General features: G+C 58.1%; 10 protein-coding genes and 1 pseudogene. 5 read left to right on the plus strand and 6 right to left on the minus strand.

Annotation, left to right across the window (positions count from 1 at the left end; translation table 11 throughout):
• Positions 1-11: 11 nt before the first annotated feature.
• The 4 genes from AC0V6Z_RS04800 to AC0V6Z_RS04815 all read right to left on the minus strand — a co-directional run bounded on the left by AC0V6Z_RS04800 (position 12) and on the right by AC0V6Z_RS04815 (position 5512).
• Positions 12-1607: a cisplatin damage response ATP-dependent DNA ligase gene (locus AC0V6Z_RS04800; protein WP_472640242.1), complete on the minus strand. Its 1596-nt coding sequence runs from the start codon at positions 1605-1607 to the stop codon at positions 12-14.
• On the minus strand, positions 1608-2639 hold the full coding sequence (locus AC0V6Z_RS04805; RefSeq protein ID WP_472640243.1) for a ligase-associated DNA damage response exonuclease: 1032 nt from the start codon (positions 2637-2639) through the stop codon (positions 1608-1610).
• 67 nt (positions 2640-2706) lie between these two features.
• Positions 2707-5133, minus strand: a complete 2427-nt coding sequence (gene clpA / locus AC0V6Z_RS04810; RefSeq protein ID WP_472640244.1) for an ATP-dependent Clp protease ATP-binding subunit ClpA — start codon at positions 5131-5133, stop codon at positions 2707-2709.
• Positions 5134-5308: 175 nt separating this feature from the next.
• Positions 5309-5512, minus strand: coding sequence for a DUF1192 domain-containing protein (locus AC0V6Z_RS04815; RefSeq protein ID WP_472640245.1), 204 nt, complete (start codon positions 5510-5512; stop codon positions 5309-5311).
• A 171-nt stretch (positions 5513-5683) separates the two neighbouring features.
• On the opposite strand from AC0V6Z_RS04815, the gene AC0V6Z_RS04820 reads away from it, so the two are divergent.
• From AC0V6Z_RS04820 to AC0V6Z_RS04835, 4 genes and pseudogenes are all read left to right on the plus strand, one after another.
• Positions 5684-6670 (plus strand): NAD(P)H-quinone oxidoreductase, encoded by a 987-nt coding sequence (locus AC0V6Z_RS04820; protein ID WP_472640846.1) that lies wholly within the window; start codon positions 5684-5686, stop codon positions 6668-6670.
• Positions 6663-7292 carry a glutathione S-transferase family protein gene (locus AC0V6Z_RS04825; RefSeq protein ID WP_472640246.1) on the plus strand — a complete coding sequence of 210 codons (630 nt, stop codon included), beginning with the start codon at positions 6663-6665 and terminating at the stop codon, positions 7290-7292. The genes AC0V6Z_RS04820 and AC0V6Z_RS04825 overlap by 8 nt, the downstream gene beginning before the upstream one ends.
• 187 nt (positions 7293-7479) lie before the next feature.
• The gene (locus tag AC0V6Z_RS04830) at positions 7480-8292 is read left to right on the plus strand and encodes a cell cycle transcriptional regulator TrcR (protein WP_472640247.1); all 813 of its coding nucleotides are present in this window, start codon (positions 7480-7482) and stop codon (positions 8290-8292) included.
• A 189-nt stretch (positions 8293-8481) separates the two neighbouring features.
• A pseudogene (locus tag AC0V6Z_RS04835) lies at positions 8482-10186 on the plus strand (long-chain-fatty-acid--CoA ligase).
• Between the two features lie 102 nt (positions 10187-10288).
• Here the strand turns inward: AC0V6Z_RS04835 and AC0V6Z_RS04840 are convergent.
• Positions 10289-10702 carry a bactofilin family protein gene (locus AC0V6Z_RS04840; protein WP_472640248.1) on the minus strand — a complete coding sequence of 138 codons (414 nt, stop codon included), beginning with the start codon at positions 10700-10702 and terminating at the stop codon, positions 10289-10291.
• 28 nt (positions 10703-10730) lie between these two features.
• On the minus strand, positions 10731-11900 hold the full coding sequence (locus AC0V6Z_RS04845; protein ID WP_472640249.1) for a M23 family metallopeptidase: 1170 nt from the start codon (positions 11898-11900) through the stop codon (positions 10731-10733).
• Between the two features lie 307 nt (positions 11901-12207).
• On the opposite strand from AC0V6Z_RS04845, the gene AC0V6Z_RS04850 reads away from it, so the two are divergent.
• Positions 12208-13491 carry a glutamate-5-semialdehyde dehydrogenase gene (locus AC0V6Z_RS04850; RefSeq protein ID WP_472640250.1) on the plus strand — a complete coding sequence of 428 codons (1284 nt, stop codon included), beginning with the start codon at positions 12208-12210 and terminating at the stop codon, positions 13489-13491.
• The last annotated feature ends 5 nt before the right edge of the window (positions 13492-13496 follow it).

The raw sequence follows: 13496 nt of genomic DNA on the forward strand, positions 1-13496 counted from the left end.
GGCGTGATTGGTCAATCCCTGATGAGCGACCTTAGGTTGTCCAACCAGTCCGCTTCATGCACTGGCTTGTCCCAGCGGATGCGGTGGATGCGCGGGAAGCGCATGGCCAAGCCGCTCTTGTGGCGCTTGCTTGAATGCACACTGTCGAAGGCAACCTCGAAGACCAGTGTGCGCTCCACCTCGCGCACTGGGCCAAACCGATTGAGGGTTGTCTGGCGCACAAGCTTGTCGAGCTTCTTCAGCTCGGCATCGGTGAAACCGGAATATGCCTTTCCCACGGGCAGCAATTCTGCGCCTGCGTCTGGATCGCCGTCCCAACATCCGAACGTGTAGTCCGAATAGAAGCTCGACCGCCTGCCAGAGCCGCGCTGCGCATACATCAGCACGCAATCCACCAGCAGCGGGTCGCGTTTCCACTTATACCACAGGCCGACCTTGCGCCCGGCGATATAGGGCGCGTCTCTGCGCTTCAGCATCAGGCCTTCGATTGCATCCTGGCGAGCACCTTCGCGGATTTCGGCGAGATGCGCAAAGTCGCGCGCCGCAACTATTTGCGAAAGGTCAAAGTGGCTGTCCGGAAGTCGCGGCATCACCGTCTCCAAAGCTGTACGGCGTTGCTCCCAACCCAGGTCGCGCAGATCTTTGCCTTCCAGCAGCAAGATATCATAGAGCCTCACGAAGGCCGGCAGCTCAGCGAGCATCTTCTTACGCACTTTCTTCCGGCCAAGTCGCTGTTGCAAGGCGTTGAAGCTGGCCGCGCCGCCTGCCTCGCCGCCTTGGACTGAGCCGCGCACTATCAATTCGCCATCGACCACGGCATCGATTGGCAAGACATCAAGCAATTCGGGGAAGGTCGCCGAGATATCATCGCCAGAGCGGGAATAGAGCCGCGTTTCGCCATTCACCCGCACCAATTGCACGCGAATGCCGTCCCATTTCCATTCTGCGGCATAGTGAGTGAGGTCCAATTCCTCGTCTTCTAGCGGATGGGCGAGCATGAATGGTCGGAACATCGGCCGGTTGGTGACATCCGGCGGATCACCGCCATCGGCAGCCCAGGCGAACAGCTCCGCATAGGGCGGCTCCAGCGCGTGCCAATATTCCTCCACCTCCTCGACCGAGACATCGAAGCTTTGCGCGAACGCCGTCTTCTCGAGCCGGGCGGAGACCCCGATCCGCATGCCGCCAGTCGCAAATTTGATCAGAGCAAAGCGGCCGTTCTCATCGAGCCGGTCGAGCAGTTTGGGCAGTTCGGTGGGGGCGCTGGAGCGGGTGAGGGCGGAGAGCGTCTCCACCACCTCCGCAATGCTGGGTGACTTATCAGCAGAAGCACTGCCTTCTGGCCACAGCAGGCTCGCGGTCTCAGCTGTATCACCAACGAAATCGCGGCTCAGCGTCCATAAGACCGGATCGACGCGCTCTTTTAGAAGGTTGCGGAACGTGTTTGCCTTCACCGCTGGAAAATCAACTGATCCCGTCAGAGCCGCTAATGCCCATCCGCGATCAGGGTCGGGCGTCTCACGCAAATAGGCCGCGATCAGCGCCAGCTTGCGATTGCGGCTGGTCGTATAGACAAGTGCATTGAGGAGGGCGGCGAATTCTTCCACCTATTCGCCCTCTTCCTCGCGCCCGATCATTGCCAGCGCGCGGGCTTTTCGTTGGCCCAGTTCGCACCACCGCAGCAGCGCCTCTTCGCGGCCATGAGTGATCCAGGTTTCCGCTGGATTCACCTCTCCGATGGTGTCGGTCAGCTCGTTCCAATCGGCGTGGTCAGAGATGATCAGCGGCAATTCAACGCCGCGTTGCCGCGCCCGGCCGCGTACCCGCATCCAACCGCTCGCCATGGCGGTAATTGGGTCGGGCAGCCGCCTCGACCAGCGATCGTTGAGTGCCGCCGGTGTCGCGACCACAATGTGCCCGCGCATATCATCCTTGTCCGCATCCGCGACTAGCCGCAGCTTGCCCAGATCCACGCCATGCTCTTCATAGAGGTGGCACATCTTCTCCATTGCGCCGTGGAGATAGATCGGCTGGTCATGGCCCGCCGCGCGCAGTTCTGCGATCACGCGCTGCGCCTTGCCCAAAGCATGGGCGCCCACCGCGACGCATTGGTCCGGATTGGCGGCCAGTACACCAAGCAGTTTGGCCATTTCCCGCTCAATTGGTGGGTGAACGAACACGGGCAGACCAAAGGTCGCCTCGGTGATGAACACGTCACATGGCACCACTTCGAACGGAGCGCATGTGGGGTCGTGACGCCGCTTGTAATCACCGGTGATTACCACTCGCTCTCCCGCATGCTCCAGCAGGATTTGCGCGCTGCCCAGCACATGGCCAGCCGGAATGAAGCGCGCCTTTACGCCGCCAGGCAGGCTGATCGTTTCGCCATATTGCACCGGCGTGGCCTTGGAGGGCATCTCTCCCTCACCGTTCTCGATACCAGTGCGATAGCGCAGGGCCATGATCGCCAATGTTTCCGGCGTGGCGATGGTTTCGCCGTGTCCGCCGCGTGCGTGATCGGCATGGCCGTGGGTCACCAGCGCTCGGTCAACCGCGCGGCCGGGGTCGATCCAGCAATTGGCAGGGGCGATTTGCACGCCCCAGGGCTCAGGCTGGATCCATGAGAATGGGTTGCTCATGGCTTAGATACGAAAAAGGGCGCGAACCGTATGCTGGCGCGCGCCCTTTCCTTTAATTTTGTGCAGCTTAGCCCTCGCTATCGCCGCCTCCCGTGTCGCTGCCGCCCGTATCGCTACCAGAGGCCTCGGGCTTGGTATCGCTGCTATCCTTTGCAGGCGGTGCCTTTTTTGCCGCGGGCTTTTTCTTCGCTGGCGCCTTGCGCTTCGGCTTGGCCTTGGGCGGGGCGGGGGTGAGCTCGAAGGTTGGCTTGCCGTCCTTGATCCCAACATGCACTTCACCGCCATCGGCCAGCTTACCGAACAGCAGCTCTTCGGCGAGCGGTTGCTTGATCTTATCTTGTAGCAGACGGCCCATTGGCCGTGCGCCATAGAGCTTGTCATAGCCCTTGTCGGCCAGCCAATCGCGCGCATCACCGTCAAACTGGATGTGCACGTTTTGCTCGGCCAGTTGCAGTTCGAGTTGCAGGATAAACTTGTCGACCACGCGGGCAACAGTGCTCTTGCCGAGATAGGCGAATGGCACGATCGCATCCAAACGGTTGCGGAATTCCGGCGTGAACATCTTCTTCACTGCCTCGCTGCCTGCATCTTCCTTAGACACGTCACCAAAGCCGATGCCCTGGCTCGCCATGTCGGATGCGCCGGCATTGGTCGTCATAATCAGTACGACATTGCGGAAATCGACCGTTTTGCCGTGGTGATCGGTCAGACGGCCATTATCCATCACCTGAAGCAGGATGTTGAACAGGTCCGGGTGAGCCTTCTCGATCTCATCGAGCAGCAGGACACAGTGCGGGTTCTGATCAACCGCATCGGTTAAAAGGCCCCCTTGGTCGTAACCAACATAGCCCGGAGGCGCACCGATCAGGCGCGAAACGCTGTGGCGTTCCATATATTCCGACATGTCGAAGCGCTTCAGCTCAATGCCCATGATCGAGGCGAGTTGACGCGCAACCTCGGTCTTACCAACGCCGGTTGGACCGCTGAACAGGAAGCTGCCGATTGGCTTGTCCGGATCGCGCAGACCAGCGCGGGACAGCTTCATGGCCGTCGAAAGGCGGTGGATTGCCTCATCTTGGCCAAACACGACGTGCTTCAGATCGCGTTCGAGGTTCTCGAGCGCCTTCTTGTCGTCCTTGCTGACTGATTTCGGTGGGATGCGCGCCATAGTTGCGATCACTTGCTCAATCTCGCGCGCAGTGATCTTCTTCTTGCGGCGGCTGGGCGGCAGCAGCATTTGCATCGCGCCCACCTCGTCGATCACGTCGATAGCCTTATCCGGCAGTTTGCGATCATTGATATAGCGCGCCGACAGCTCGACCGCAGTCTTCAGCGCGTCGGGCGTGTATTTCACATTGTGATGCTCTTCAAAGGCGGTCCGAAGCCCTTTGAGGATCTTAATGGTGTCTTCCACCGTCGGCTCATTCACATCGATTTTCTGAAACCGGCGCAGCAGCGCGCGGTCCTTTTCGAAGTGATTTCGGAATTCCTTGTAGGTGGTTGACCCGACACAGCGGATGGTGCCGCCGGACAGGGCCGGTTTTAGCAAGTTAGACGCGTCCATCGCCCCGCCGCTGGTCGCGCCTGCGCCGATAACGGTGTGAATTTCATCGATGAAGAGCACCGCATGCGGCATCCCTTCAAGCTCGGTCACAACCTGCTTCAAACGCTCCTCAAAATCACCGCGATAGCGCGTGCCAGCCAGCAAGGCGCCCATATCGAGTGAGTAGATCACCGCCTCGTTGAGCACTTCTGGCACTTCGCCTTCGACGATTTTGCGCGCAAGTCCCTCGGCAATCGCGGTTTTACCAACGCCGGGATCGCCAACGTAAAGCGGATTGTTCTTGCTGCGGCGGCACAGGATTTGGATTGTCCGATCAACTTCCGGTCCGCGGCCAATCAGCGGATCGACTTTCCCGGCCTCCGCCTTGGCATTGAGATTGACGGTGAACTGATCGAGCGCGGTTTCTTTCTTCGCCGCTTCGGCAGGCTTCTCGCCGCCTTCCGGCTGCGGTTCGTCAGAACCCTGAGCAGATTTCGCCTCCAGTTGGCGGCCGCCCTTGCCAATGCCGTGGCTGATATAGCTCACCGCATCGAGCCTGCTCATATCCTGCTGTTGCAGGAAATAGACCGCATAGCTGTCGCGCTCAGAGAACAGTGCGACCAGCACATTGGCGCCTGTGACCGTATCCTTGCCTGAGGATTGCACATGCAGAATGGCGCGCTGAATCACTCGCTGAAAACCAGCAGTTGGCTGCGGATCGGCCTCTTCCTCTGTTTTAAGTGATTGATATTCCTGATCAAGATACTGCTTCACGACCTCGCCAAGCTCAGCCAAGTCAACCCCGCATGCGGCCATCACCTGGGCTGCGTCTTCATCATCGATGAGCGCGAGCAACAGATGCTCCAGCGTGGCATATTCATGTCGCCGCTCCGACGCATGGCCAAGCGCATGATGCAGCGTTTTCTCTAGGTTCTGGGCAAAACTGGGCATGGGTCTGATTGTCTCTGGCTTTAGGCTTTAAACTGTTTGGCTAGCTGTTGATCTGCGCGAAAGCGCAGATCGGGGCGTTTGCAGCATATATGGGACGCCCTTTCATAATTGCGACTCTGCACATAGGCTAAACCCACAAGACGGCATAAATCGGGCGAGCGGTTCTGGGATAGACCTATCCGCCGGGCTTCTTAAACAACGCATCGGCCGCTTGCATATGCGCGGCTGTCTTTGCGGAATGAGAAGAAACTCGAGCGATTTCAGCTTCTAACAGAGCAATTCGCTCGTCCAATTCGTCTTGTGAATAGGGCGCCAAATCTTCCGCTGCGAGCTTGCTCGCGGCGTCTCCTTTTGTGCGTGGCAGGTCTTCTTCTTCCATATTGGTTCACAACATCGCAAGCGGGACGGCTTGCTGTCAATCCGCGCCATCGTTAATCGCCACCACTACCGAAGTTTCTCGCGTCTGACCCGGGGCAAGGGGCAGGCCAATGAAGCGTGGCAAGGGGCGAACACGATGGTCGATCACAATTCGGCGGCACTTCCGCAGCATATGCAGGCGATTGGTTTCGAGGCGCCGGGCGGACCCGATGTCCTGACGCTGGGGCAAGTGGACGTTCCGCAGCCTGGTCCACAAGACGTTCTGATCCGTGTGGCTTTTGCCGGGGTCAATCGGCCCGATTGCATTCAGCGCTCTGGCAATTATCCCGCGCCTGCTGGGGCCTCACCGATCCTTGGGTTGGAGGTTGCGGGCGAAGTGGTGGCGGTGGGGACTGATGTTCCCCCAGAAATGCTAGGCAACAGGGTTGCGGCGCTCACGCCGGGCGGCGGATACGCGGAATATTGCACCGCCCCGTGGCAGCATTGCTTGCCTGTGCCTGATGATATGCCCTTGGAAAAGGCCGCTGCTTTGCCAGAGACATTGTTCACGGTGTGGCACAATGTGTTTGAACGCGGTCTGGCATGCGATGGGGAGCGTCTGCTGGTGCATGGCGGTACCTCTGGCATTGGCACCATGGCGATCATGCTGGCCAAGGCATTTGGCGCGGAAGTGATCGTGACCTGCGGCGATGATGAGAAGTGCACCGCCGCGCGCGAGATTGGCGCGGATTTGGCGATCAATTACCGCTCGGAAGACTTCGTCGAGGTGATCAAGCAGCACACCAATGGCGAGGGCGTGAACATCGTGCTCGACATGGTTTCGGGCGATTATGTCCCGCGCAATCTCAAATGCCTGGCTGAGGATGGGCGGCATGTCACCATCGCGATCCTTGGCGGTGCCAAGGCAGAGATCAATATGGCGTTTGTGATGATGCGCCGCCTTGTGCTGACCGGATCGACCCTGCGGCCGCGCTCTGATGCATTTAAGTCGGCGCTGGCGGAAGAAATCGCGCGCCATGCCTGGCCATTGTTCGTGAGTGAAGAACTAGCCCCGATTATGGATCAGACTTTCCCCCTGGCAGAGGCCGCCGCGGCCCATGCGCGGATGGAAGCGGGCAATCACATTGGCAAAATTGTGCTGGAGGTGTGCGGTGGCTGAAACCTATCACTTGCACGAGGACCCTCGCAGCAGGAATTGCTTTAAAATCAAGCTGACCGCAGCGCTCGTCGGGCATGACATCACTGCAACTCAATATGACATTCTGAAGGGCGAAACTCGCACGCCAAGCTTTCTTCAGAACATCAATGCCAATGGCCGCATCCCGGTTCTTCAAATCCACGGAGGACAAGGCACACGCTTTCTGCCAGAGAGTAATGCGGCATGCTGGTATCTGGCTTCGGGCTCACCGCTCATCCCGCCAGACCGTTTTGCCCAAGCTGATATGCTGCGTTGGATGTTTTTCGAGCAATACAATCACGAGCCCAATGTCGCGACTCTGCGATTTTGGCTGGCAATTGTGGGCGAAACCAACCTGTCTCCAGAGCAGTCCGCTCAAATTGAGGCCAAGAGGGCTGCGGGCGAAGCGGCGATTGCGCTGATGGATCAACAATTGGGCGAGTCGGCATTCCTGTGCGGGGATGATGTGACTTTGGCCGACATTGTCTTGTTTCCATATACCCATGTCGCAGACCAAGGCGGGATCGACCTTGAGGGTTTCGGCCATGTTCGCGCCTGGATTGACCGTATCCAAGGATTGCCAGGCTTTACGCCAATGGATTGAAGCTCTGATGGGTGAGTTTTAGCGCTCAAGCCATGCCCTTATCCTGAGGAATTGCAGACTGAATTGCGAACCTGGCGACTTCATATGCTGAACTCGCTTGCTCAATGCCGCGCAATTGCCTATCTACGGTCTCGCAACGGCCGCTCCGCAAGGGGCGGCCCTTTTAATTTTTAACGGAGTTTGCCTCATGGCCAAAGCGCCAAAGGAACAACCCAAGCCGCTCATGCCGCATGCGACTGCCACTTGGTTGGTCGATCACACGGGTTTGTCGTTTGAACAGATCGCGGAGTTTTGCGGTCTGCACATTCTCGAAGTTCAAGCGATGGCGGATGATCTTGCGGGTAGCAAGTACACCGGCCGCGACCCGGTTCATGCCGGTGAGCTGACCCAAGACGAAATCGACAAAGGTCAGGCAGACGCCAATTACGCCTTGGTGATGCAGAAGGCGCCGGTCGAAGTGACTCGGACCAAAGGCCCGCGCTACACGCCAGTGTCAAAGCGTCAGGATAAGCCAGATGGGATCGCTTGGATCCTGCGCAGCCACCCAGAGGTGTCCGATGCGCAAATCTCGAAGCTAATCGGGACGACTCGCAACACGATCGGCGCGATTAAAGAGCGTTCGCACTGGAATATTCAAAACATTCAGCCGAAAGATCCGGTAACCTTGGGCCTGTGCTCGCAACGAGAGCTTGATGCGGTTGTTGCCAAAGCGGCCAAGCGCGCCGGCGTTGTTGCGGAAGAAGTGCCGACAGACGGCGATGATCGCAGCGACAAGGAAAAACTGATCGAAGAGCTGCGGGCAGAGCGTGACGCCAATGTCAAAGCCGCCGCAGAAGCTGCGCAAGAGGCGGAAGCCGAAGCATGGCTGGCCGCAAAGCGCGAAGCAGAAGAGAACGGCGATGTTGCACAGACGGTGCCTGGCTACGCAGAGGAGCCAGCGGCTGAGCCGGAGCCAGAGCCTGGTCCCGCAGCCGAAGAAGAAGAGACCAAGGACGACTGATCTCGCGCCATTTGGCTTTGGCGTTTTAGTTTGAGCCATGATGAAAGGCCGCCTGCAGGATAACCTGTGTGGCGGCCTTTTCGTATTCGCTGCGCATTTCACGCGGTAGCGACCAAAATGGCTCAAAAAGATACTGCGCACCGCGTAGAATCGCTTGTGACTTTTGGTCGGATACGTCATGCTACTGACATGAATGTCAATAACGCGCCGTATCACCATCCCACCCCATGGGATCTCGCAATTTGAGCTAATGAGCTTGCCAGCTCTGCTCGAACGCTCGGTTCGTAGTGATCCGAGCGCGCCCTTGCTGCATTTTTTGGGCCGCACGTTCTCTTATCGAGAGATTTTTACCGAGGCTCAGCGGTTCGCGGCGGGCCTTCAAGCAATGGGTATCGAAAGGGGCGACCGGGTCGGCCTGTTTCTTCCCAATGTCCCGATCTACGCCTCGGCCTATTATGGGGCGATGATGGCGGGCGCGATCGTCGTGAACTTCTCGCCACTCTACTCGGTTGAAGAACTGACCTGGCAAGTTGAGGATTCCGGCACGCGCGCGCTCGTAACGCTCGGCGTTCCAGAGCTTTATGAAACTGCTTCCAAAGTGCTCAGCGCCTCTGCGCTCGAAACGCTGATCGTCGGCTCGCTGCCTGATATGCTCACCGGTCTGAAGAGCCTCGCGCTAAAGACCCTCAGCCGCAGTAAGCTCGCCAAGGTTGAATTCAGCGCAAACGTGAAAAGCTGGGCCGAAACGCTTGGTGCATGGGATTGGAGCAGTTGGGAAGCGGGAACACCTTCGACCTTGCCGGTGATTGATCCAGCCGAGGATTTGGCGCTGCTGCAATACACCGGCGGTACGACCGGGCGGCCCAAAGGCGCGATGCTGGGCCATGCGCAGCTCGCCACAAACGCTCAGCAAGTCGCCGCAATCAACCCATTTGGCAAAGGTTCGGACGAGGTGTTCATGGGGGCACTGCCGTTCTTCCATGTCTTCGCCAACACCGCTTTGCTTAATCACGCAGTCGTGAGCGGAGCTTCAATTGCGATTGTGCCGCGATTCGAAACTAAGCAGGTGCTGCAAACCATCCAGAAATACAAAACTACGGGCTTTCCCGGCGTCCCAACCATGTTTCAGGCGCTGCTCGATCATCCAGATCTCGCCAAAACTGACGTGTCCTCACTTAAGGTCTGCATTTCTGGCGGCGCGCCGATGCCAGCGCCGGTTCATGCCAAATTCGAAGAAGTCACCGGCGTGCGCCTGGTCGAGGGTTATGGCCTCACCGAAAGCTCCGGTGTCGTGTCGGTCAATCCCTACGCGGGCACGCGCAAACGCGGTACCATTGGCCAAGTTGTGGCGGGCACCCAGATCCTACTGCTGGACAAGGAAGACCCAGCCAAACTCGCGCCGGCGGGCGAACCCGGTGAACTCGCCATTTCCGGCCCGCAGATTATGCGCGGCTATTGGAACCGGCCAGAGGCGGCGGCGGACGTATTCATTGAGCATAATGGCAAGCAATGGCTGCGCACCGGCGATGTTGCGACCTTTGATGAGGACGGTTTTCTAAAGATCGTCGACCGGATCAAGGATATGATCGCGGTTGGCGGGTTTAAGGTTTTCCCGAGCCAGGTTGAGGACGTCATTCTCGAAAACGATGCGGTGAAGGAAGCACTCGTGATCGGCATGCCTGACGACTATAAGGGCGAAGTGCCGAGGGCCTTCGTGACTTTGGCAGACATCGGCGCTAATTCGGAGAAAACCGCGGTGGAATTGCGCGATTGGCTGAATGGCCGGATCGGCAAGCACGAGCGGGTCGACAAAGTCGTGATCCGCGATGAATTACCCAAGACGATGATTGGCAAGCTCGACCGCAAGGCCTTACGAGCCGAAGTGATCACTTAGGAGCGCGCTCACCAAGCGCGATCTGGCTTTAAGCCGCCTTAAACAAAAAGGCCCCGGAAAATCCGAGGCCTCTTGCTATCGTTTGAATGTGTCGCAGCTCGCTTATTGCGCGATCTTCAGCTGCGGCTCTTCATCGCCGCTTGGCTTGGTACCGCCAGCTTTGGGCGCGGCCGGCTTTGCTTCAGGCTTGCGCCGATCGTTTGGGGCAAAGCGGCCGTCAACCTGAGCGCCTTGCTCAATCGTCAGTGCATCATAATGCACATCGCCTTCGATTTGCGCGCTCTTCAGGATCACCAATTCGCGAACATTGATTGAGCCTGTTACGCGGCCAGAAAGGCGCGCGGTCTCTGCCATGATCCCGCCGGTTACCAGCGAAGTTTCGCCTTGAACCAGCGAGGTGCATTTGATGTCGCCCTCAACCGAGCCATCGACGTGAAGGTCAGCAGAGGCGGAAACATTTCCTTTGATCGAAACGTCAGAACCGATCACCGAAAACGTTGAAGAATTGGATGGCATGGATTTTCCTCGGGGCTTGTCTTGAGGGTTAGTTTGAGGCGGTGCGGGCTGATTTGGCTCCGCGGGCTTCTTTGAGAACATTGGGGGCGGTCTCCAGGAAAGGGCGCGGATTTACCGCGTGGTCATTGATACGCACTTCAAAGTGCAGATGCGGTCCGGTCGAACGGCCAGTGCTGCCGATTGCGCCGATGGTTTCACCAGCGGCAACTTGCTCGCCTTCGACAGCATCAAACCGCGACATGTGAGCATAGCGTGTCATCATGCCATTGCCATGGCTTACTTCAACCACTTTGCCATAGCCAGACTTACGGCCCACGAACGTTACGACGCCTTTGGCCGCTGAATAGATCGGTGTTCCAGATGGCCCTTTGAAATCAAGGCCGCCATGCATCGCGCCGCCGCCGTTGAAGGGGTCGCGGCGATAGCCAAAGCCTGATGAAACTGTGGTTTTCGACAGATCTGTTGGCGTAAATTGCGGGACTGATTCCAGGCCGCGTTCAAGCGCTGCCATGCGGGCAAGACTTAGGCCGAGGCGTTCAAACCGTGGATCAATGCCGCCATCAGCAGAGGTGGCGAGGATTTCCAGCGGACCACCCATCGCTTCAATATCGGCGCTATCAACCATCGACTTGGGATCAAGGCCGAGTTTGCGAAGTGCATTCTGCGTGCGTTTGGCGCGCTCATCAGCAAATCGTGTTACTCGCTCGACATAAGCCAATTGGCGCGCTTCGATTTTGGCCAATGTCACTGCTTCGGGGAACGAAGCGCTGACTTTTTCGATCATCTCTGTCGTTTCAGAGGTCGAATCGGTGACCGTGCCGCTGGTATCTTTCACATCAGCGGGCAGCGCCTCGGTCATTTGTTCGATGAAATTTTGCCGCGCAGTCAAATCTTCTGCAACGGCGCTCAGATCATCGCCATATGTATCCAAGCGCTCTTGCGCGGTGGCCACTTTGGCTGCGTTTTCGAGTAGAGAAAGCCGGTCCACATCTGCCTGATATTTAGACCATGCCATGGCCGCCATTGTGACGGCCCAACCAACAACCAGCACCACGATTGTCGCCGCTGCAATTTTCTGCATGCGCGATGTGAATGTGATGAAGCGGACCTGACCTTGCGAGCGCATAAAGAACTCACGGTCAGGAAACCACTTATCCAGCTGGTCACGCCAGCTGGCGGTGGAACCTTCTTTTAGCAAGGCGAACCCTTTTTTCTCTCTGCCCCAATTCAATTGATCGCGGCGCTACCAAGCGGGCTGCCTAAGGTCGAGATCTAAGTGTTAACGGACCGGGCGAAGTGTGAACTTAACGCGATGAAACGTTCATCTGGGTGAAATATTACCGCTAGGCCGCCGTTTTCCGTGGGTTATCGCCTGGGGATTCGCACTGAGAGAATCGCCCAAATTGGACGATTTCGGCTTGCATTTACGCCCGATTCGCTTGGGTTTAGACCTTGACGTCAGCGGACCTGACAGGGCTGTTTCACAGTGCTATTACCGCTGGATTATGACAGCAATTTCTCCCACTTTGCCTCAGCAAGTCAGCGCTAATGAAATCGTCACAGAGCTGGCAAACTCAGCCCGCTCGGCGCAGCGTCAACTTGCCTCCATGCCGAGCGAAGCGCGTGCTGCCGCTCTGCACCACGCCGCCGATCAATTGCGCCGTGACGTCAGCGTGATCCTGGAAGCGAATGCGAAGGATCTTGCCGCCGGTAAAACGGCAAGCCTGCCAGATGCGATGCTTGACCGATTAGCGTTGGATGAGGTGCGGGTTGAGGGCATTGCTGCAGGCGTGGATGCGGTTGCGCAGCTATCTGATCCGGTAGGCCAGATTGTTGACACCAGCGAGCGGCCCAATGGATTACAGTTGTCGCGGATACGCGTGCCGATTGGCGTCATTGGACTGATCTACGAAAGCCGCCCGAATGTGACGGCTGATGCAGCGGCCCTGTGCGTGCGGGCCGGGAATGCCGCCCTGCTGCGCGGTGGTAGCGAGGCAGTCCACTCGAATCACGCAATCCACGCCGCAATTACGTCAGGTCTTGTCCAAGGCGGCGTGCCAGCGGCGTCAGTGCAGATTATGCCAACACAAGACCGGGCTATGGTCGGCGCAATGCTGAGCGCCAGCGGACTCATCGATATGATTGTGCCGCGCGGCGGCAAGGGATTGGTTGCACGGGTTCAGGCCGATGCCCGTGTCCCGGTGCTCGCCCATCTTGATGGCATTTGCCACACCTATGTTCATGCCGACGCGAACCCTGCAATGGCGCAAGAGATCGTCCTCAATGCCAAGATGCGGCGTACAGGGATCTGCGGTGCGATGGAGACACTGCTGATTGATGCGCACTTCTCCAAGGCGGCGGACCTCGTCAAAGCTCTGCTGGCTTCAGGCTGTGAAGTGCGCGGCGATGGCCGGGCGCAAAGCCTTGATCCACGCATAGAACCTGCCGGGCCGGAGGATTGGGATACCGAATATCTCGACGCCGTCGTTTCCGCTGCGATTGTCGACAATATGGGCGAGGCACTCTCGCATATTGCGGAGCATTCCAGCGCGCATACCGATGCGATCATCACAGAAGATCATTCGGCGGCAGAACGGTTTTTTGCCAATGTCGACAGCGCGATTGTAATGCACAATGCTTCGTCGCAATTTGCTGATGGGGCTGAATTTGGCCTGGGCGCAGAGATTGGCATTGCCACCGGGCGGCTGCACGCTCGTGGGCCTGTCGCGTTGGAGGGTCTGACCACTTACAAATGGCTGGTGCGCGGCACTGGCCAGGCGCGGCCATAAGCCGA

Source organism: Erythrobacter sp. SN6-5 (assembly GCF_057364945.1).